21 protein-coding genes are annotated in these 20,406 nt (G+C 62.9%); 11 read left to right on the top strand and 10 right to left on the bottom strand.

The genetic code is table 11. The annotated features are described in order from the left end of the window. Position 1: 1 nt before the first annotated feature. Positions 2-322: a tetratricopeptide repeat protein gene (locus tag BUC40_RS06395; protein WP_073263696.1), complete on the top strand. Its 321-nt coding sequence runs from the start codon at positions 2-4 to the stop codon at positions 320-322. A 113-nt stretch (positions 323-435) separates the two neighbouring features. Here BUC40_RS06395 and BUC40_RS06390 read toward each other — a convergent pair whose 3' ends face one another. Continuing rightward, on the bottom strand, positions 436-1,335 hold the full coding sequence (locus tag BUC40_RS06390; protein ID WP_073263694.1) for a LysR family transcriptional regulator: 900 nt from the start codon (positions 1,333-1,335) through the stop codon (positions 436-438). Positions 1,336-1,507: 172 nt separating this feature from the next. Here BUC40_RS06390 and BUC40_RS06385 point away from each other — a divergent pair, with 172 nt between their 5' ends. Next, complete coding sequence (locus tag BUC40_RS06385; protein WP_073263692.1) at positions 1,508-2,797, top strand: MFS transporter; 1,290 nt, start codon at positions 1,508-1,510, stop codon at positions 2,795-2,797. Between the two features lie 69 nt (positions 2,798-2,866). On the opposite strand, the gene BUC40_RS06380 is transcribed toward BUC40_RS06385, so the two are convergent. Together BUC40_RS06380 and BUC40_RS06375 are read right to left on the bottom strand one after the other, a co-directional pair. Then, positions 2,867-3,517 carry a 7-cyano-7-deazaguanine/7-aminomethyl-7-deazaguanine transporter gene (locus tag BUC40_RS06380; protein ID WP_073263690.1) on the bottom strand — a complete coding sequence of 217 codons (651 nt, stop codon included), beginning with the start codon at positions 3,515-3,517 and terminating at the stop codon, positions 2,867-2,869. Positions 3,518-3,806: 289 nt separating this feature from the next. Then, positions 3,807-4,349, bottom strand: a complete 543-nt coding sequence (locus tag BUC40_RS06375; protein WP_083593345.1) for a C40 family peptidase — start codon at positions 4,347-4,349, stop codon at positions 3,807-3,809. A 253-nt stretch (positions 4,350-4,602) separates the two neighbouring features. Here BUC40_RS06375 and choX point away from each other — a divergent pair, with 253 nt between their 5' ends. Next, entirely contained in the window at positions 4,603-5,529 is a 927-nt protein-coding gene (choX, locus tag BUC40_RS06370; protein WP_073263686.1) for a choline ABC transporter substrate-binding protein, read from the top strand. 45 nt (positions 5,530-5,574) lie between these two features. Here the strand turns inward: choX and BUC40_RS06365 are convergent, their stop codons facing one another. The 7 genes from BUC40_RS06365 to BUC40_RS06335 form a co-directional block, all read right to left on the bottom strand. Beyond that, complete coding sequence (locus BUC40_RS06365) at positions 5,575-5,841, bottom strand: PilZ domain-containing protein (protein ID WP_036986126.1); 267 nt, start codon at positions 5,839-5,841, stop codon at positions 5,575-5,577. Between the two features lie 95 nt (positions 5,842-5,936). After that, the gene (locus BUC40_RS06360; RefSeq protein WP_073263684.1) at positions 5,937-6,824 is read right to left on the bottom strand and encodes a lysophospholipid acyltransferase; all 888 of its coding nucleotides are present in this window, start codon (positions 6,822-6,824) and stop codon (positions 5,937-5,939) included. Between the two features lie 87 nt (positions 6,825-6,911). Continuing rightward, complete coding sequence (locus BUC40_RS06355) at positions 6,912-7,526, bottom strand: pyridoxamine 5'-phosphate oxidase family protein (protein WP_073263682.1); 615 nt, start codon at positions 7,524-7,526, stop codon at positions 6,912-6,914. Next, the gene (locus tag BUC40_RS06350) at positions 7,523-8,086 is read right to left on the bottom strand and encodes a DNA-3-methyladenine glycosylase I (RefSeq protein WP_073263680.1); all 564 of its coding nucleotides are present in this window, start codon (positions 8,084-8,086) and stop codon (positions 7,523-7,525) included. Before BUC40_RS06350 ends, BUC40_RS06355 begins: the two co-directional genes overlap by 4 nt. 263 nt (positions 8,087-8,349) lie before the next feature. Next, a complete protein-coding gene (locus tag BUC40_RS06345) occupies positions 8,350-9,174 on the bottom strand; it encodes a DUF3325 domain-containing protein (protein ID WP_073263678.1) in 825 nt (274 codons plus the stop codon). Beyond that, positions 9,171-9,467 carry a DUF3649 domain-containing protein gene (locus tag BUC40_RS06340; RefSeq protein ID WP_073263676.1) on the bottom strand — a complete coding sequence of 99 codons (297 nt, stop codon included), beginning with the start codon at positions 9,465-9,467 and terminating at the stop codon, positions 9,171-9,173. Before BUC40_RS06340 ends, BUC40_RS06345 begins: the two co-directional genes overlap by 4 nt. Continuing rightward, a complete protein-coding gene (locus tag BUC40_RS06335; RefSeq protein ID WP_073263674.1) occupies positions 9,464-11,089 on the bottom strand; it encodes a PepSY-associated TM helix domain-containing protein in 1,626 nt (541 codons plus the stop codon). The genes BUC40_RS06340 and BUC40_RS06335 overlap by 4 nt, the downstream gene beginning before the upstream one ends. 307 nt (positions 11,090-11,396) lie before the next feature. Here BUC40_RS06335 and glyQ point away from each other — a divergent pair, with 307 nt between their 5' ends. From glyQ to BUC40_RS06295, 8 genes are all read left to right on the top strand, one after another. Beyond that, entirely contained in the window at positions 11,397-12,344 is a 948-nt protein-coding gene (gene glyQ / locus BUC40_RS06330) for a glycine--tRNA ligase subunit alpha (protein ID WP_073263672.1), read from the top strand. After that, positions 12,341-14,395, top strand: coding sequence for a glycine--tRNA ligase subunit beta (gene glyS, locus BUC40_RS06325; protein ID WP_073263670.1), 2,055 nt, complete (start codon positions 12,341-12,343; stop codon positions 14,393-14,395). Before glyQ ends, glyS begins: the two co-directional genes overlap by 4 nt. 42 nt (positions 14,396-14,437) lie before the next feature. Continuing rightward, positions 14,438-14,968 carry a D-glycero-beta-D-manno-heptose 1,7-bisphosphate 7-phosphatase gene (gene gmhB / locus BUC40_RS06320; protein WP_073263668.1) on the top strand — a complete coding sequence of 177 codons (531 nt, stop codon included), beginning with the start codon at positions 14,438-14,440 and terminating at the stop codon, positions 14,966-14,968. A gap of 34 nt (positions 14,969-15,002) precedes the next feature. Further along, positions 15,003-15,779 (top strand): lysophospholipid acyltransferase family protein, encoded by a 777-nt coding sequence (locus tag BUC40_RS06315; RefSeq protein WP_073263666.1) that lies wholly within the window; start codon positions 15,003-15,005, stop codon positions 15,777-15,779. A 370-nt stretch (positions 15,780-16,149) separates the two neighbouring features. Further along, complete coding sequence (locus BUC40_RS06310; protein ID WP_073263663.1) at positions 16,150-16,767, top strand: CDP-alcohol phosphatidyltransferase family protein; 618 nt, start codon at positions 16,150-16,152, stop codon at positions 16,765-16,767. A gap of 10 nt (positions 16,768-16,777) precedes the next feature. Beyond that, complete coding sequence (locus tag BUC40_RS06305; RefSeq protein WP_073263661.1) at positions 16,778-18,535, top strand: bifunctional alpha/beta hydrolase/class I SAM-dependent methyltransferase; 1,758 nt, start codon at positions 16,778-16,780, stop codon at positions 18,533-18,535. After that, the gene (locus BUC40_RS06300) at positions 18,535-19,884 is read left to right on the top strand and encodes a phosphatase PAP2/dual specificity phosphatase family protein (protein WP_073263659.1); all 1,350 of its coding nucleotides are present in this window, start codon (positions 18,535-18,537) and stop codon (positions 19,882-19,884) included. Before BUC40_RS06305 ends, BUC40_RS06300 begins: the two co-directional genes overlap by 1 nt. Next, complete coding sequence (locus tag BUC40_RS06295) at positions 19,874-20,332, top strand: hypothetical protein (protein WP_073263657.1); 459 nt, start codon at positions 19,874-19,876, stop codon at positions 20,330-20,332. The genes BUC40_RS06300 and BUC40_RS06295 overlap by 11 nt, the downstream gene beginning before the upstream one ends. Positions 20,333-20,406: the final 74 nt, after the last annotated feature.

The raw sequence follows: 20,406 nt of genomic DNA, 5'->3' as shown, positions 1-20,406 counted from the left end.
GATGAGCACCGAAGCGCTGGAAAAGATGCTCGCCAAGGGCGTGGATAACTCGCTGCTGCGCTTCGGCTTGGGCAAGGGTTATCTGGATGTCGGCGATGCCGTAAAAGCTGCTGAACACCTGCAGCGCTGCGTCGAACACGACCCGCGGTATTCCGCTGCCTGGAAGCTGCTCGGCAAGGCCCAGCAAACCGCCGGCAACCCGGACGCTGCCCGCAGCGCCTGGCAGAGCGGCCTGCAGGCCGCGCAGGCGAAAGGCGACAAGCAGGCGGAAAAGGAAATGACGGTATTTCTGCGCAAACTGGACAAGAACGCCAGCGCTTGAAGCTCGACGCAATCCGTAGCCTCTAGCCCGTAGCCTGGGTTGAGCGCAGCGATACGCAGATACCTTTCCCAGGTGTCGCTGCGCTCGACCCGGGCTACAAAAAATCCCATCGGCTACTTGAGTGCCTGCACCTCGCGGGTCAACAGGTCCATAAAGGCCTGAGCCAGCGGCGAGCGCTCCTGGCGGCGTTTGACCAGCCACACCGCCGTGGTGGCATCTGCGTCGATCAGGGTGCGGAACACCACGCCATCGATGCGGATACGCCGGAACGACGCCGGCAGTACCGAAACCCCAAGCCCCGCCGCCACCAGACCGATGATGGTCAGCGCCTCGTTAGCCTCCTGGGCAACGCGCGGGGTGAAACCGGCCTGGCGGGCCAGGTTGAAGAACTGGCCATACAGGCCCGAGCCGTAATTACGTGGAAAATAAACGAATGGCTCATCAGCCAGTTCGGCCAGAGCCAGTCCCCGATCCTGCTCGCCAGCCAATGGGTGGCCGGCATGCAGCAGGGCCACCAGTGGCTCGCTGAGCAGCTCTACCGCATCCAGCTCGGCAGGCAGCTCCAGCGGGCGAATCATGCCGATCTGCAGTTTCTTTTCCAGCAGCGCCTGGCTGACCTGGCGGCTGGTCATCTCCTGCAAATCGAGGTGCACCGCCGGAAACGCTTGGCGGAAGGCGAACACCGCGCGTGGAATGATCGACACGAACGGCGCCGATGCGGTGAAGCCGATCTGCAATTCACCAATCTCGCCCTGTTCGGCGCGACGCACCACATCCACCGACTTGCTGACCTGGGCCAGGGTTTGCCGCGTTTCCTCAAGAAACAACCGCCCGGCATCGGTAAGCGCCACATGGCGGTTGCTGCGCTCGAACAGGCGCACGCCCAACTCCTGCTCGAGCGCCTGAATCTGCTGGCTCAGCGGTGGCTGGGAAATACCCAGCAGCTCGGCGGCGCGGCCAAAGTGCAGCTCTTCGGCAACGGCCACGAAGTAACGTAAGTGGCGCAGTTCCATGCCCTCTCCAATAGGTCGAAAAACATATCGATTGGGTCGAATATTATATTGGAAAGAACTTGCCCGGCTATTTATCCTGAGCCCATTCCCAATAACAACAACCACCCATGCCGACATTCGTCAGAGCATGCGGCGGCGCTTCGCCTGGGAATCGAGTGTTCAAGAGGTCGTAATGAGTCAGCACGTTCCACACGCACCGCACGAGTGCGTTCCAGCCCACTTTGAGGAGTCTGCCCCGCGCAGCGTTTCGGCAGAACCTGTTTATATCCAGAAGGGCACCCGCGCCTTTCTACGCACCATTCTCGCCATGTGCAGCGGCGGTTTCGCCACTTTCGCGCTGCTGTATTGCGTACAGCCGATGATGCCGATGCTCGCGCAGCAGTTCGATCTGAGCGCCGCGCAAAGCAGCCTGATCCTCTCCGTTTCCACTATCACCCTGGCCGTCGGCCTGCTGATCACCGGGCCGCTGTCCGATGCGCTCGGTCGCAAGCCGGTGATGGTGGTGTCGCTGCTCGCCGCTGCCGTATTCACCGTCGGCAGCGCGCTGATGCCGACCTGGGAAGGCGTGCTGGTAATGCGCGCGCTGGTTGGCCTGGCGCTCAGCGGCCTGGCGGCCGTGGCCATGAGCTACCTGAGTGAAGAAATCGACCCGCTACACCTGGGCCTCGCCATGGGCGTGTATATCGGTGGCAACGCCATCGGTGGCATGAGCGGCCGCCTGCTCAGCGGCGTACTGGTGGACTTCATGTCCTGGCACGCGGTACTTGGCACCCTCGGCGGCATGGGCCTGTTGGCCGGCGGGCTGTTCTGGCGGCTGCTGCCCGAGTCACGTAACTTCCGCGCTCGTTCGCTGCGCCCGCGCAGTCTGCTACAGGGCTACACCCTACAGTTCCGCGATGCCGGCCTGCCATGGCTGTTCCTGCAAGGCTTTCTGCTGATGGGCGCCTTCGTGACGATGTTCAACTACATCGGTTACCGGCTGATCGAGGCACCCTTCAAGCTCGACCAGACCAGCATCGGCCTACTCTCCATCGTCTACCTGTCGGGCATCTACAGCTCCGCACAGATCGGCGCGCTTGCTGACAAGCTCGGTCGTCGCAAGGTGCTCTGGGTGGTAATCGGCCTGATGCTGGCCGGCCTGGTACTGACCCTGTTCGACGTGCTGCCGGTGATTCTGGTCGGCATGCTGCTATTCACCTTCGGCTTCTTCGGCGCGCATTCTGTGTCGAGCAGCTGGATCGGCCGCCGCGCCACCCAGGCCAAAGGCCAGGCGTCGTCGCTGTACCTGTTCTGCTACTACCTGGGTTCCAGCGTCGCCGGCACCCTCGGCGGCGTGTTCTGGCAGGCGGGCGGCTGGGACGGACTGGGCCTGTTCATCGGCTCGCTGCTGCTGGTCTCTCTGGCGATCGCCCTGCACCTGTCGCGCCTGCAAGCATTGCCATTGGCAGCACCAGCGCGCTGAGCCATACGCCATGCAACGAAAAACGCCGGATTCCTGTGAGGGAATCCGGCGTTTTTATTGGTGCCCGCTTCAGTTAAATACAGTGCGTTGCGGCAACCGCTTCACGATGGCGCCCAGCAGCATGCCGTACAGCGGCACGAACAGCGCCAGGCTGACGGCCAGCTTGATCACGTAATCCACCATAGCGATTTCCACCCAGTTGGCGGCCATGAACGGGTCGCTGCTCTGCCAGAAGGCGATGGAGAAGAACGCCAGGGTGTCCATGGCCTGGCCGAACACGCTGGAAGCCGCCGGGGCGACCCACCAGTACTTGAGCTTGCGCAGGCGATCGAACACCTGGATGTCGAGCAGCTGGCCGAGCACGTAGGCCAGGAAGCTGGCCAGGGCGATGCGAAACACGAACAGGTTGAATTCGCCAAGCGCCGCCACGCCACCGAACGCGCCTTCATGGAACAGCACTGAAACGATGTAGGAGGCGACCAGCGCTGGCAGCATGACGCGGGCGATCACCACGCGCGCAGCGTGTTTACCGATCAGGCGGACGGTGAGGTCGGTGGCCAGGAAGATGAACGGAAAGCTGAACGCGCCCCAGGTGGTGTGCCAGCCAAAGATGGTCATTGGCAGCTGCACCAGGTAGTTGCTGGCGATGATGATGAGGATGTGAAACGCGATCAGCGCAGCCAATACGGCGCGGCTGACCGATGCAGGAAGCAGGGTCATGGGACGTCCTTTTTCGTGAAATGGGGTTAGGGAACCCATTGCCTCAGCCGACATGGCTGGAAGCGGCGCGCAGTTTAACGCCTGCACCCGTGCCGGAACAGTCCGTCCGGCGGATGGCGAGCCTCTTTGTTTAGAGACGCTTCGAAGGCAGAAGCAGACATCCAGAATTCGTGGGAGCAGCTTTAGCCGCGAGCTCTTTACGCCTAGATAAGCACATCGGGGCTAAAGCCCCTCCCACGAGATCGCGACCGGTAGCTCCCGCCACACAACAGTCGTTTCGCTGACCCCGTCAGCCGTTACTGGCCAACTGCGTATCTTCAGGCATCACTCGGCGAGCCAGCTGGAAGTGCTTTTTCCAGTAGCCGTCGCTGAGCTTGTCGATACGTACGTTGGTGCCACGACGCGGCGCGTGGATGAAACGGTCATTGCCCAGGTAGATGGCTACGTGATCGACACTGCGTCCGCGAATGCGGAAGAAAAGCAGATCGCCGGGCTCCAGATCGCTCTTGGACACCTTGGGGCCGTCGAAACGGGAAAGGCCACGGGAGGTACGTGGCAAGTCGAGGTCATCGACCTGCTTGAAGGCGTATTTGACCAGGCCGCTGCAGTCGAACCCACGCTCGGGGCTGGTGCCGCCCCAGCGGTACGGCGTGCCGAGCGCGCTCAGCGCTCTGCTGACAACGGCCTGGGAAGAATTAGGATCGAGCTTGGCGGGTGCAACGACGCGGCTGCTGCCATCCTGCATGTGGACACGGAAGCTGGCGGATGCGTTGCCAGCTGCAGCACATAAGAGGGTGCTGCCTAAAATCAGAGAGAGGATCAGTTTATTCAATTCGATGACCTAGAAAGAAGACTCAAGCCAAGCCGCCGCGAATCCCTTCCTGAATCAGCCACTTGCAACCTAAACAATGAAATAAAAGAGTGCTCCGCACGTCCTGTGGACGGACAGCCCAAGACAGCAATCGGTTCAATTCTGTTCACGCCCGACGACGAACGGTATGCCTTCCCGGAGGCCTGTAACGGCCATAAAAATCGCCTTTCCATCTGCTAGGGTTAAAGCTCCCTCATGCACAAGGCCACCGCCGATGAAGCCCTTCAAGACGGTGATTGCCGCAGGCCTGCTGGCCATGTTTGCAAACGTTCAGGTACATGCCGAAGACGCCAAATGCGCCAGCGTCAGCCTGGCCGACCCAGGCTGGAGCGATATTGCGGTCACCAACGGCATCGCCAGCTTGCTGCTCGACGGCCTGGGCTACAAACCGCAGACCCGTACGCTGGCCGTGCCGATCATCTTCGCCGGCCTGCAGAAAGGCCAGGTCGACGTGTTTCTCGGTAACTGGATGCCAGCCGGCCAGCACGACTACGACCGTTACGTGGCCAGCGGGCAGATCGACAAGGTGGTGGAAAACCTCGGCGGTACCGAGTACACCCTGGCGGTGCCGACCTACGCCTATGAAGCCGGCGTGAAGGATTTCAACGATCTGAACAAATACGCCGACAAGTTCGGCAAGAAGATCTATGGCATCGGCTCGGGCTCGCCAGCCAATGACTACATTCGCCAGATGATCGCCGGCAACGAATTCAACCTCGGTGACTGGCAGCTGGTGGAATCCAGCGAACAGGCCATGCTGGTGCAGGTTGGCCGCGCGGTGAAACGCGACGAGTTCGTGGTGTTTCTCGGCTGGACGCCGCACCCGATGAACGTGCAGTTCGACATGCAGTACCTCAAGGGCGGCGAGAAATTCTTCGGCAGCACCGGCTCGGTGAATACCCTGGCGCGCAAGGGTTATGTGGCCGAATGCCCGAACGTGGGCAAACTGCTGACCAACCTGAAATTCACTCAGGAGATGGAGAACACCATCATGGATGACGTGCTCAACCGCAAAGTGGCCAATGCCACGGCAATCAAGAACTGGATCAAGGCCAACCCGCAGGTACTGGACGGTTGGTTGGAGGGCGTGAAAACCCGTGACGGTGGCGATGGTCTGGCGGCGGTGAAGGCCAAGCTGTAGTCGTAGTGAGCGAGGCTGGCGGAGCAGGGCGCCGGCCTGTCGAATTCAGTCGCGAATGAAGCGCAGCCCCACGCCCTCTGGGGTGACGCGCATCACTTCCATCTCCAGGATCGGCGCTTCGATGGGCAGATCCTGTACCTGGCCGGTCACCCGGGTGCCGGGTTCCAGAGCAGCCAGGTCGTCATGCTTGACGTACACGCCGCCGTCGGAGAGGTCGCGGGTCTGGGCAACCAGCTCGCCGAAGCTCGGGTGGCAGATCTTGATGCGGCATTTCATCGGGGTACGGGGGTGCTGACGCTGGTTGGCGGACATGTCCTGACAGCCTCGAGAAGATATGCCCCCGTTAATAGCTCAAATCGCCGCACAAGCCTAGCGAAACGGCGCCTCATTGCGAGGCGCCGCAAATTTCAGTACCAGCGCGCCTCGCCCTCGGGGCGTTTCTTGAAGCGCTTCATGCTCCACATGTACTGGCTGGGATAGGCGCGCACGTACTTCTCGACCACGGCGCTCATGGCCGCCACGGCGGTGTAAGTGTCTTCGCTGTACATGCCTTCCGGCGCGGCTTCAAGGATCACCTTGTAGCCGGAGCCGTCTTCCAGACGCAGGGCATGCAGGAACACGCCGACGGCCTTGCCACCAGCAAGCATGCCTGGCACGAACTTGCTGGTCAGCGCCACCGTGCCGCAGAACGGCACGAACAGGCCGGACGACAGGCTCGGCTCAGGGTCAGCGGGAATGCCCACGGCGCCGCCTTTGCGCACCTCCTTGATGACGCTGAGGATGCCTTCCTTGGTCGAAGGCGCCACACGGTTGCCCAGTTGCACGCGCTGCTCGCGCAGCAGGTCATCGACCGCCTTGAGCTTGGGTGGACGGTAGAAGATGATCGGTTTGCACTGCGAGCAGTAGAAGTGGTTGAGCACTTCCCAGTTGCCCAGGTGGCTGGTGATGCCGACCACGCCCTTGCCCGAGGCGAGCGCGGCTTCGAGCACTTCCAGGCCCTCGACTTCGCGCACGCGGGCCAGAGACTTGTTGGCCGGCCACACCCAGGCGCAGGCGCTCTCGGTCAGGGTGCGTCCGATGTCCATTAGGCTGCGGCCAACCAGCTTGTCGTGCTCTGCAGCGTTCAGTTCAGGAAAGCATTTGGCCAGGTTGATGCGCACGACTTCCCGCGAGCCGTTCGGCAACTTCCACATCAACCAGCCGATCACGGCGCCGAGCGACTGCACCGCACGCCACGGCAGGAGGGCGAACAAACGCAGGGAACCAACCACCAGCGCGCCTTTGAGCTTTTCCACAAGCTGCTCCCGTCAAAAAAAGGGCCACATTGTAACCGCCTCAGGCGGGCATGACTGTTACATACGCGCGCAGAAACGCGGAAGCATTCAGTACAGCCGCGTTTTCAGGCGCTCCTGCAGCTCGCGCTCGTAGGCCTGCGCGTCGAATGACGGATCCATCACCGCCTTGAGGATCTCACCTGCCGACGGCAGGCTGGTTCGCTCGACATGCCGCTCGGCATCCCACAGACCGGAGCGCACCGCCGCCTTGGAGCACTGGAAATAGCAGGTATCGACGCTGATACGCAGCACGCTACGCGGCAGCTTGCCTTGCGCTTCGCACAGCGCCAGTAATTCAGGATCCAGCGAGATGCTCGCGCGGCCGTTGACCCGGAAACTCTCGCCAACGCCGGGAATCAGGAACAGCAGCGCCACGTGCGGATCGTGGATGATGTTGCGCAGGCTGTCGATTCGGTTGTTGCCTGGGCGATCCGGCAGAAGCAGGGTGCGCTCGTCGACAATCCGCACGAAGCCTGGCGCATCACCACGCGGAGAACAGTCCAGTCCGTCTGGGCCGTGGGTGGCCAGCACCACGAATGGCGACGCCGCGACCAGCGCCTGATAGGGCTCGCTGAGGTAAGTGATTTCCTTGCGCAGCGAACGCTCGTGGGCTTCGCCGTAGAGCGCCTGTAGTTGCTCCAGAGTGTCGATGGTGGTGCTCATGGCTGCGTCTCCGTTTGCAGTTGTGCGTAGCGATCACAATCGCGGGTGTGGTCCATCACCATGCCGGTGGCCTGCATGAAGGCGTAGCAGATGGTCGGGCCGACAAAGTTAAAGCCGGCCTTTTTCAGCGCCTTGCTCATGGCTTCGGCCTCGGCCGTGACCGCCGGCACCTCGCCGGGCCCTTCGAAGTGATTGATCTTCGGCTGACCGCCAACAAACGACCAGAGCAGCGCCACCGGATCCTCGAGACGCAGCCAGGCCTGAGCATTCTTGCGCGCAGCCTGCAGCTTGAGGCGGTTGCGAATGATGCCGGGATCCTGCATCAGGGTTTCGATGTAGTCATCGCTCATCGCCGCCAGCCGCTCGGCATCGAAGCCGAACAACACCTGGCGATAGCGCTCACGCTTTTTCAGCACGGTAATCCACGACAGCCCGGCCTGGGCGCCTTCGAGTAGCAGCATCTCGAACAGGTGCCCGGGATCGCGCGACGGCACGCCCCATTCCCTGTCGTGATAGGCCTGATACAGCGGATCGTCGTTACACCAGAAACAGCGGGGCATGGCAGTCGGCTCGGTGATGGGCGAGGGGAGAACTATAACCGCGGATCAACAGTGCGAATGAACCCGAATGTTCCTGTAGCCCGGGTAGAGCGCAGCGAAACCCGGGAAGCAGTCGATCGTTCCCACGCTCTGCGTGGTAATGCATGGCAGGACGCTCTGCGTCCGTACATCGTTCTCTGAGCTCGCGAATCGTGGCGCGGAGCGACAAAGGATGAATGCCCACGCAGAGCGTGGGAACTATCGGATCAGTGGCAACCGCAGGCTTACTGCTGACGGGCGATAAATTCGGCGAGGGCCGGCGATGCCTCGGCGATATCCACCGCAGCGTGGTGCACGCTGCCGTCCTTGCCTTCCACGGTCAGCCATAGCCCATCGCTCAGTTTGGCCTTGGCGGGGATCTGGATTTCCACCAGGCGATCCCAGCGGTTGCCAGAGAACACCAGGCCTGCGGCACGCAGGGAACGTGGTTTGCGGATCTTCAGGTAGGCGGCGCGGATCTGGTCATCGCAGGTTTCGCAGAAGCGCACTTCAAAAGCTTTGAACGGCGTGCCCAGCACCTGACGCGGCGCCTTGCGCTGCGCCTCGGCCAGGGTGAACGTCCACGGGCCGACCTGGCCTTGTACGGCGGCGTCGCTGTGCAGCGGTTTCGGCGCGGCGGTCAGCAGCAGGCCGAGCACAGCCACAGGCACCAGCAGCAACACGCCGGTCGCCAGGCGCCGCAACCAGTGCAGCCGCTCGGCTGGCTGCTGGGCCAGGGCACTGTCGACGCTGGCTGGGTTTTCCTTGCGACGAGGCGCGCCCTTGCTCGGGGCAGGCTGCCAGGGCCATTTGGGCAGATAGAACACCAGCACCACACCGGCAATCGACAACCAGCCGAACCAGGCAGTCACGCCAATGCTCCAGCCCAAGTGCTGCAGGCTAAGCACCAGCGCAACAGCCAGCAGCAGCCAGCCAGCGGTACGCAGCACACGCATCCACAGCGGCGAGAGCACATGGCGCAGCAGATGCTTGCAGTGTTTTTCCATGGCCAACGCCAGCGCGATGAAGCCACCGAGGCTCGCCAGCAAAATGGAGAGATTCAGGCTCATGCCGCGCCTCCCGATTGCAGCACCCAGCACAGCAGCGCGACTACTGCGGTGGGGATCAGCATGCCCAGCCAGGCGCGCGTCACGCTGCGCACACTGAACACCCAGATCACCGCCACGGCGTACAGGGTAAAGCTGAGCATGCTGGCGGCGAGCACGGCCTGGTCTTTCGGCAGCGGCCAGAGCAGTGCCAGCAGCACGGTCAATGCAGAGGTCAGGGCATATCCACCGAGCGCTGCCGCCAGCACCCGTGAGGCGACGGCCCAGCGATAAGCAGCCATCGAAGCCTTGTTCATGCCAGCGCCTCCTTGCCAGCCTGCACCGCAGCGATATCGGCCTTTAGCCAGCGGCGGCGAATCTTCATCGCGCCATAGGCGAACAAGGCCGCCAGGCCGAGCATGCTCAGGTCGAAGCCCGCCAGCACCCAGTCGCCCTCGGCAAGGGTCACGCCCAGGTGACGATCGGTGGTCAGCGCGTTGATCAGCGGGATCAACCCAAAGGCAGCCACCGCCATCCAGGCCATTTCCAGCCAAGCCTTTTTCAGAGGCCGCAGCGAGGCGTACAGGAACAGCCAGCCCCAAGTCAGGAACAGACAGTGCATTTCCCAGGAGGCGCGCTCAGCCATACCCACCGGCAGTAATCGATTAGCCCAGAAGTAGGCGGCGACGGCTGTCGGCAGGCCGACCAGAGTACCGACGTTCAGCACTTCCACCAGGCGCAAGCCGTAGGCATCGAACAGCGCGGCTGCATCGTTGCGCTTGAGGTGCCCATTGCGCCGCTTGACCGTCCACAGCACCAGGCCGGTGCCGATCATCCCGCAGCCCAGCAGGCCGGCGACGAGGTACAGCCAGCGCAGCCACCAGTCGGCGAACAACCCTTCGTGCAGGCCGATCAGCATGCGATGGGTCTTGCCGGGGCCGTGGGTCTTGTCCGGATAGACGGCAGGCTGGCCATCGGCGGCGAAGCTGAGCATCACGGGATCGTAGATGTTCACCGAGCCGCCGAGAATGCGCTGCACGTCGATACGCGCGGGCTCACCCTTGACCTGGCTAATGGTAAGGCTGGCCACGCCCTGTTCGGGCCACTGCGCTTCGCCCCGCTGCACCAGCTCGTCGAGCGCTACCTGCGGCCGACTGGCGGGCAGGTACTCGCGTTTGTCGCGGCCAAACAGCTCGTCGATCAGCACGCGCTCCTGCTGTTTGCCGGTGCCATACAGCGCTACCGCGGCGGCCGGCATGTAGTTGAAGACGAAGAAAATCAGCCCGCTGTAAGTGATCATCAGGAAGAACGGCAGCGCCATCACGCTGATCACGTTGTGCGCGTCCAGCCAGGAACGCTGGCCCTTGCCAGGGCGGAAGGTGAAGAAGTCCTTGAAGATTTTCTTGTGGGTGATGACCCCGGTGAGGATCGCCAGGAGCATCAGCATGGTGCACACACCGACGATGGTGATGCCCACGTTGTAGGGCATGTAATGCAGCACGTAGTGCATTTCGTAGAGCGCCCCACCACCGCCGGTTTCGCGTGGCTCGACCTCCTGACGCGGCAGGCCAGTGCGGGCGTTGAGCTCTTCACCGCCGCGCCGGCCATAGTCGTGGCCATGCTCGGGCAGATCTTCCCAGGAAATGGCCAGGCCCTGTTCGCCACGCGGGCGCAACGTGGTGTGGGGCAGGGTGATGGTCCAGCTCTTGGCATTGCTGGCCACCTGTTCCAGGCGCTGCAAGGCACGTTCGAGCATGGCTCCGCGCTCAACGCCCTCGATGCGCACCTGCAGTGGCCGCTCGGGCTCCATCCAGCGGGTGATTTCGTCATCCACATAGCCGGCCGTACCGGTCACGAACACGAAGAACAGCACCCAGCCAACCACCAGCCCTGTCCAGGTATGCAGCCATGCCATGGACTGGCGAAATCCCTCTTTCATCACACACCTTGCTTGCTGTTACTGACACGACCGGGGCCCATCGGCGGTGATGGCGCGGGTCGTGACCTGATGGGTTGTGCAGCGCTGAGAAGCTGCTTTATCTATAAGACGCACGAGCGCAGCAAAACCCGCAGGTCGGCAGAGTAAATTATTCCAAGCACTAGAACCGGCCGCCAAGGCTGGCGCCAGCAGGGTGCTATCGCCTGGCAAGCATGGGCTGCAGTCGACACGGCGCAGCATGCGGGCTGCGCCTTGCTTCGGGTATACTCCCCGGCTTTCTGTCGCAGCCCCAACAGGTGAATTTTTCGTGAGCCAGACAACGCCTGCCGTGCGCACCTTCCAGGACTTGATCCTCGCCCTGCAACAATACTGGGCCGAGCAAGGCTGTGTGGTACTGCAACCCTATGACATGGAAGTGGGCGCCGGTACCTTCCACACCGCCACCTTCCTGCGTGCCATCGGCCCGGAAACCTGGAACGCCGCTTACGTGCAGCCATCGCGTCGCCCGACCGACGGCCGCTACGGCGAGAACCCCAACCGCCTGCAGCACTACTACCAGTTCCAGGTGGTGCTCAAGCCGAACCCGGAAAACTTCCAGGAGCTGTACCTCGGCTCGCTGAAGGCCATCGGCATCGACCCGCTGGTGCACGACATCCGTTTCGTCGAAGACAACTGGGAATCGCCGACCCTCGGCGCCTGGGGCCTGGGCTGGGAAATCTGGCTCAACGGCATGGAAGTCACCCAGTTCACCTACTTCCAGCAAGTCGGTGGCATCGAGTGCTACCCGGTCACTGGCGAGATCACCTACGGCCTCGAGCGCCTGGCCATGTATATCCAGGGTGTCGATTCCGTGTACGACCTGGTATGGGCTGACGGCCAGTTCGGCAAGGTGACCTACGGCGACGTGTTCCACCAGAACGAAGTCGAGCAGTCGACCTATAACTTCGAACACGCCAACGTCGAGAAGCTGTTCGAGCTGTTCGATTTCTACGAGAGCGAAGCCAACCGTCTGATCGAGCTGGAGCTGCCGCTGCCGACCTACGAGATGGTCCTCAAGGCTTCGCACACCTTCAACCTGCTGGATGCCCGCCGCGCCATTTCGGTGACCGCGCGCCAGCAGTACATCCTGCGCGTGCGCACCCTGGCCCGCGCCGTGGCGCAGAGTTATCTGCAGGCCCGTCGCCGCCTGGGCTTCCCGCTCGCCGCCCCCGATCTGCGTGATGAAGTACTGGCCAAGCTGGAGGCAGCAGAATGAGTGCGCTCGATTTTCTGGTTGAACTGGGCACCGAAGAGCTGCCACCCAAAGCCCTGAAAACCCTCGGCGAATCCTTTCTCTCCGGCGTCGAAAAAGGCCTCAAGGCCGCCGGCCTGAGCTACAGCGGTGCGCGTTACTACGCCGCGCCGCGCCGCCTGGCCGTGCTGGTCGAGCAACTGGCCACCGAACAGCCAGACCGCACCGTCAACCTCGACGGCCCGCCCGTACAGGCTGCCTTCGACGCCGACGGCAATCCGACCCAGGCCGCCCTGGGCTTCGCCAAGAAGTGTGGCGTGGAGCTCGCGGCCATCGACCAGAGCGGACCGAAGCTGAAGTTCAGCCAGCACATTCCTGGCCAGCGCGCCTACACCCTGCTGCCCGGCATCGTGGAAAACTCGCTGAACGAGCTGCCGATTCCCAAGCGCATGCGCTGGGGCGCCCGCAAGACCGAATTCGTCCGCCCGAGCCAGTGGCTGGTGATGCTGTTCGGCGACCAGATCGTCGACTGCGAAATCCTCGCCCAGAAGGCGGGCCGCTTCTCCCGCGGCCATCGCTTCCATGCCAACCATGACGTGCGCATTTCCGCGCCGGCCATGTACGCCCAGGAGCTGCGCGGCGCCTACGTGATAGCCGACGCCGCCGAACGGCGCGAGCAGATCGCCAAGCGCATCGAACAGCTGGCTGCCGAGCAGCAGGGCACCGCTATCGTGCCGCCGGCGTTGCTCGATGAAGTCAGCGCCCTGGTCGAATGGCCGGTGCCGCTGGTCTGCTCCTTTGAGGAACGTTTCCTGGAGGTGCCTCAGGAAGCGCTGATCACCACCATGCAGGACAACCAGAAGTACTTCTGCCTGCTCGATGCAGACGGCAAGCTGCTGCCGCGCTTCATCACCGTGGCCAACGTCGAGAGCAAAGACCCGGCGCAGATCATCTCCGGCAACGAGAAGGTCGTACGCCCGCGCCTCACCGACGCCGAGTTCTTCTTCAAGCAGGACAAGAAGCAGCCGCTGGAAGCCTTCAATCAGCGCCTGGCCAACGTGGTGTTCCAGGCCCAGCTCGGCACCGTCTACGACAAGGCCCAGCGTATTTCCGCCCTGGCCGGCTTCATCGCCGGGCGCATCGGCGGCGACGCCAAGCGTGGTGCCCGTGCCGGCCTGCTGAGCAAGTGCGACCTGGCCAGTGAAATGGTCGGCGAGTTCCCGGAGATGCAGGGCATCGCCGGTTACTATTACGCACTGAATGACGGCGAGCCGCAGGACGTCGCCCTGGCGCTGAACGAGCAGTACATGCCGCGCGGTGCCGGCGCCGAACTGCCAAGCACCCTGACCGGTGCAGCGGTAGCCCTGGCCGACAAGCTGGACACCCTGGTCGGAATTTTCGGTATCGGCATGCTGCCCACCGGCAGCAAGGACCCCTACGCCCTGCGCCGTGCCGCCCTGGGCGTGCTGCGCATCCTGATCGAGAAAGGTCTGGAGCTGGATCTGGGCGCCACCGTCGAGTTCGCCGTGCGCCAGTACGCCAGCAAGGTCAAGGCCGCCGGCCTGGCCCCGCAGGTGCTGGAGTTCATTTTCGACCGACTGCGTGCGCGCTACGAAGACGAAGGCGTGGACGTATCGGTCTACCAGGCCGTGCGCGCCGTGAACCCGATGTCGCCGCTGGACTTCGACCAGCGTGTGCAGGCCGTACAGGCCTTCCGCAAGCTGCCCGAAGCCGACGCCCTGGCCGCGGCCAACAAGCGCGTATCCAACCTGCTGAGCAAGGCCGACGGCCAGATCGCCAGCAGCATCGAAGCGCATTACTTCGATACGCCGGCCGAGTTCACCCTCAACGCCGCGATCCAGAAGGCCGACAACGCCGTGCAGCCACTGGCGCAATCGCGTCAGTACCGTGAGGCGCTGGCTCAGCTGGCCTCGCTGCGCACGCCGGTGGACAGCTTCTTCGAAGCAGTGCTGGTCAACGCCGAAGACCCCAAGGTACGTGCCAACCGCTATGCGCTGCTGGCTCGCCTGCGTGGGTTGTTCCTGGGTGTCGCCGATATCTCGGTACTGGGCTGATGACCTTGCCCTCTCCACAAGGAGAGGGCACGAGGAACATGCGTGAAACTGATCATTCTCGACCGCGACGGGGTCATTAATCATGACTCCGACGCCTATATCAAAAGCCTCGAGGAGTGGATTCCGATCCCCGGCTCCATCGAGGCTATCGCTGCGCTGAGCAAGGCCGGCTGGACCGTGGCCGTGGCCACCAACCAGTCCGGTATCGCCCGCGGCTATTATCCGCTGAGCGTGCTGGAAGCCATGCACGCCCGGTTGCGCGAGCTGGTGGCCGAGCAGGGCGGTGAAGTCGGCCTGATCGTGCAGTGCCCCCATGGGCCGGACGATGGCTGCGAGTGTCGCAAGCCCAAGCCCGGCATGCTGCGCCAGATTGGCCAACATTACGGCGTACCGCTGAGCGGAATCTGGTTCGTCGGCGACAGCGCCAGTGACCTGGAAACGGCATTGGCCGTCGATTGTCAGCCGGTGTTGGTGAAAACCGGCAAGGGCCCACGCACCCTGGCCAAGGCATTGCCTGCGGGCACTTTGGTATTCGATGACCTGGCAGCCGTGGCTGCTCAGCTTCTCACTTGATAGTGCAGGCCAGCCTGCAACGGTAATCGCTCACATGTCGACTGTGCAGTTCTTAAGAACACTCCTTTTCTACCTGTTACTGTCTTCCAGCTCGTTCGTCTGGTGCATCATCAGCGTGTTCGTCGCACCGTTCCTGCCATTCCGCGCGCGCTATCGTTTCGTGGTCCAGGCCTGGTGCCGCTGCGCGGTATGGCTAGCGAAAGTGGTGGCCGGCATCAAGTACGAGATCAAGGGCCAGGAAAATATTCCCGAGCAACCTTGCGTGATTCTCGCCAAGCACCAGAGCACCTGGGAGACCTTCTTCCTGTGCGCCTACTTCGAGCCGCTGAGCCAGGTGATCAAGCGCGAGCTGATGTACGTGCCGTTCTTCGGCTGGGCGCTGGCCATGCTCAAACCCATCGCCATTGACCGCAGCAATCCCAAGGCCGCACTCAAGCAACTGGCCCAACAAGGCCGCACGCGCCTGGAGCAGGGCGCCTGGGTACTGGTGTTCCCGGAGGGCACGCGCATCCCGGACGGCCAGATCGGCAAGTTCTCCCGCGGCGGTACCGCCCTTGCGGTGAACAGCAACCTGCCGGTGTTGCCGATTGCCCACAACGCCGGGCAGTTCTGGCCGAAAGACGGCTGGAGCAAGAAGCCGGGCACCGTGCAGGTGGTGATCGGCCCGGCCATGTATGCAGAAGGCGAGGGCCCACGCGCCATCGCCAACCTCAATGAGCGCGCATTCCAGTGGGTCAGCCAGGCGCAATGTGAAATCGGTGCCCTCAGCCCACAGGCCGAAGCGGTGGAAACGGCCAACGACCTGGCGTGAACGGGAGCATCTGTGGATAACCTGTTGAGTAAATTCCTTTTTAATTGAATTTACGCTCTCAATTTACTGATAAATAAGGATTTTTATCAGTACCTGATCTGTCGATAAATTGGGCATAAGTTTTTGCGTGGCACATGACGATGTTCACGTTGGCGTATCGCCTAGCAGGTGCCTGACCGGCTAAGCTGGCGCAACTTATTGCAGAACGTGTTCACAGCCTCGCGAGCTATCACGGTGCAAGGCAAACGCGAGCGAGGAAGCGGAATTTACTGCGGTAAATGAGCATCTGAGCGCGCGTTTAACGCCGCAGCGCGGACGCGCAGCAGGCTGTGGCACGTTCTGAGAAACATGGCGAAACGGAGTTCGTAACATGCTTTCGATTTACCAGCTGAAACCACGCTTTCAGAACCTCTTGCGCCCCCTGGTGCAGCGCCTCTTCGACCGTGGCGTAACTGCCAACCAGGTGACGCTCAGCGCTGCCATCGTGTCGGTGCTGATTGGCCTGCTACTGGCCCTCTTTCCCGACCGCCTCTGGCTGTTTGCGTTGATCCCGCTGTGGATGATTCTGCGCATGGCGCTCAACGCCGTGGACGGCATGCTCGCCCGTGAATTCGGCCAGCAATCGACCCTTGGCGCCTACCTCAACGAGCTTTGCGATGTGATCGCCGATGCCGCGTTATTCCTGCCCTTCGCCTTGCTGCCCGGCGTGTCGCCAACGCTGGTGGTGGTGTTGGTGCTGTTCGCTCTGATCAGTGAATACGCCGGCGTCATGGGGCCGATGGTGGGCGCCTCGCGCCGCTATGACGGGCCGATGGGCAAGAGCGACCGCGCCTTCTGCTTCGGCGTACTCGGCGCAGGTGTGGCGACCACGCTGTTGCCTCTGAGCTGGATCAACCCGATTCTCGCGGTAATCACCGCGCTGCTGCTGTACACGTTGTTCAATCGCGTACGCCAGGGTCTGGCGCAAGCGTCTTCTTCTGCGCAATAGGAATGCACTGATGACTGAAGTTCGCTCCAATACCTTCACGACCCACGACGGCGTCAGCCTGTTCTACCGCCATTGGCCCGCTGCCGATGTGCAGGCCAACGCAGGCCGTCGCGCCATCGTGATGTTCCACCGCGGCCATGAGCACGGCGGGCGCATGGCGCACCTGATCGAAGAGCTGGGCCTGCAGGGCTTCGATTTCTTCGCCTGGGATGCCCGCGGCCACGGCGAATCGCCAGGGGAGCGGGGCGACAGCCCGAGCTTCGCCACCAGCGTGCGCGACGTGCAGACCTTTATCGACCATATCGCCGCTACGTATGGCATCGATACCGGGGACATGGTGGTACTGGCGCAAAGCGTCGGCGCGGTGGTGGTCTCCACCTGGGTCCACGATTACGCGCCGAAGATCCGCGCGCTGGTGCTCGCCTCGCCGGCGTTCAAGGTCAAGCTGTACGTGCCGTTCGCGCGTCCGGGCCTGAAGCTGATGCGCGCCTGGCGCGGCAATTTCTTCGTCAACAGTTACGTCAAAGCCAAGTTCCTCAGCCACGATCCGCAGCGCATCGCCTCGTTCGACAACGACCCGCTGATCACCCGTGCCATTTCGGTGAACATGCTGCTGGGCCTGTACGACGCCGCCGAGCGCGTGGTCGCCGATGCCCAGGCGATTCAGATTCCGACCCAGCTGCTGATCTCCGGCAGCGATTTCGTGGTGCACCGCAAACCCCAGGAGCAGTTCTTCCAGCGCCTGGGCAGCCTGGACAAGGAAATGCACATCCTGTCCGGGTTCTTCCACGACACCCTGGGCGAGCGTGACCGGGCCCACGCACTGACCCGCATTCGCCGCTTCGTGCTGAAAGCCTTCGAGCAGCCGTTGCAGCGTCCGTCTCTGCTGGAAGCCGACCGCCTGGGCTGGAGCTGTGCCGAAGCTGAGGAGCTGGCGGCGCCGCTGCCGAAGAACTCGCCGCGCGATCTCTACTGGCGCGCCACGCGGGCCAGCATGCGCCTCGGCAGCAGTGTGTCTGCAGGGGTGAAGCTGGGTTTCGAGACCGGCTTCGACTCGGGCAGCACCCTGGATTACGTGTACCGCAACACGCCAACCGGCAGCTCGCCGATTGGCCGACTGATCGACCGCAACTACCTGAACTCCATCGGCTGGCGCGGCATTCGCCAGCGCAAGGTGCACGCCGAAGAGCTGCTGCGCCTGGCCATGGGCAAGCTGCGCGAACAAAGCCGCCCAGTGCGTATCGTCGATATCGCTGCCGGGCACGGCCGCTACATTCTCGAAGCGCTGGAGCAGGGCAGCGACAAACCGGATTCGATCCTGCTGCGCGATTACAGCGACATAAACGTACGCGACGGCGCGGCGCTGATCGAGCAGAAGGGCCTGGCCGGCATCGCCCGCTTCGTCAAAGGCGATGCCTTCGACAAGGCCGATCTGGCCGCGCTGGAGCCGAAACCTACCCTGGCGGTGGTCTCCGGCCTGTATGAATTGTTCGGCAGCAACGCGATGGTCGGCGACTCCCTGGCAGGCCTGGCGGCAGCCGTGGAAGAGGGCGGTTACCTGATCTACACCGGCCAGCCGTGGCACCCGCAGCTGGAACTGATCGCTCGCGCGCTGACCAGCCACCGGGGCGGCGAGGCCTGGGTGATGCGGCGGCGCAGCCAGGCGGAGATGGATCAGCTGGTCGAAGCGGCAGGCTTTCGCAAGCTGACCCAGCGCGTCGACGAGTGGGGCATCTTCAGCGTGTCCCTGGCACAGCGGGTGTCTTGATGACACCCGCCGCGGTCGTCCGCGAAAGCGGATTATGGAAGCGCGGCGTACTCTGGCTGCTGCTGCTCGCGCCGCTGTTCTTCGGCACCTATGGCTTCGCCAACTGGTTCACCGGCCAGCGTGACGACGTCGGCAGCCTGGTGTTCGGCTGGGAACGGCATATCCCCCTGTTGCCGTGGACGATCATTCCCTACTGGTCGATCGACCTGCTCTACGGCCTGGCCTTCCTGCTACCGGCCACCCGTGCCGCGGTGGATCGCCTCGGCCTGCGACTGCTAACCGCCCAGGTGATCTGCATCAGCTGCTTTCTGCTCTGGCCGTTGCGTTTCACCTTCGAACGGCCGGCACTCGATGGCCTGTTCGGCGTGATGTTCGACGTGCTGATGGGCTTCGACAAACCCTTCAACCAGGCACCATCGCTGCATATCACCCTGTTGGTGGTGCTCTGGGCGTGCTTTGTCCAGCACGCCAGCGGCTTTTGGCGTGCTGTCGTGCACTTCTGGTTCTGGCTGATCGGCCTGTCGGTACTGACCACCTGGCAACACCATTTCATCGACGTACCGACCGGCATGCTCGCCGGCTTCCTGTGCCTGTGGCTGTGGCCCAGCGAAGGGCGCAGCCGTTTGTTTGCCTGGTGCCTGGCCCGCGACCCGAGGCGCTGGCGGCTGGCCCTGCGCTACGCCTTTGGCGCGGCCCTATGCAGTGCGCTGGCGATCCATTTCGGCGGATTCGCCTTGTGGTTGCTATGGCCGGCCTTGTCGCTGCTGATGGTCGCGCTGAACTACACACTGTTCGATGCCAAGGGTTTTCAGAAACGTGCCGACGGTAGCCTTAGCGCTGCCAGCACCTGGCTGTTGGCCCCCTATCTGCTGGGCGCCTGGATCAACTCCCGAGCCTGGACGCGAGAGCACCCGCAGCCTGATGAAGTAGCGGACGGCGTCTGGCTCGGTCGTATTCCCGGTAAGGGAGAAGCGCAGGCCTTCGCGGCCATCGCCGACCTGTGTGCCGAGCTGCCGTGCCGGGTGGAAGGCAAGGTCTACCGCGAACTGGCGAGCCTCGATCTGATCGCACCGAGCAGCGAACATTGCCTGCAGGCTGCGCTGGCCATCGAAGACCTGCGGCGCCACGGGCCGGTGCTGGTGTGCTGTGCACTGGGCTATTCGCGCAGCGCCACCGCCATCGCTGCGTGGCTACTGCATAGCGGCCGCTGCAGGAGCGTCGCAGAGGCCGTTTCGCTACTGCGCCAGGCTCATCCACAGGTCGTACTGGGAGATGCGCATTTACGGGCCCTGGAAGGCGTTTTAAGCCGCTCGACACCCACAGTAGGAGGCTCGTTACATGGCCAGTGAAATGCAATTGCAACTGGTTGCCGGGTTGCTGCGCCGTGGCAAGTCACTGGATCGCTTGTCGGGCGCACTGACCGTGCTCGCATTGGTCGTCGGCCTGGGGCCGTTACTGGGCTTTATGGCGCTCAGTACTGGCGCAGCGGTATCCGTTAGCCTGCTGGTCTGCGGCCTGCTGCAAAAGTATTACGCGCTGCGCGTCGCTCTGGATGCCGAGCTGTTCGCCACCCTGGCGGCGGCGCCTGAGCAGCTCGACAGGCGTACTACGCAACTCGATCAGGCACTGCTGAGCCTTGGCCACAAAGCCAGCGGCAGTGCTCGCTCCTGCGAACAACGCAGCAGGGGAGCATTGCGCCTGTTGCGTCTGCAGGCGCTCTGGCTGGGCCTGCAACTGCTTATCGCCCTGGCTGCCATCGTACTGATGCCATGGCTGTCACACGTTCGATTCGGATAACAGGCCGTTGAAAAACTACCTGCGTTGCCATCGCGGCGTTAAAAACAGCCTCAAAATGCTCATGTACTACTCGT

It is taken from the genome of Phytopseudomonas punonensis (assembly GCF_900142655.1).
Lineage (GTDB): Bacteria > Pseudomonadota > Gammaproteobacteria > Pseudomonadales > Pseudomonadaceae > Aquipseudomonas > Aquipseudomonas punonensis.
The sequence above is the reverse complement of the archived record's forward strand: the minus strand, read 5'-3'. Positions and strand labels throughout refer to the sequence as shown.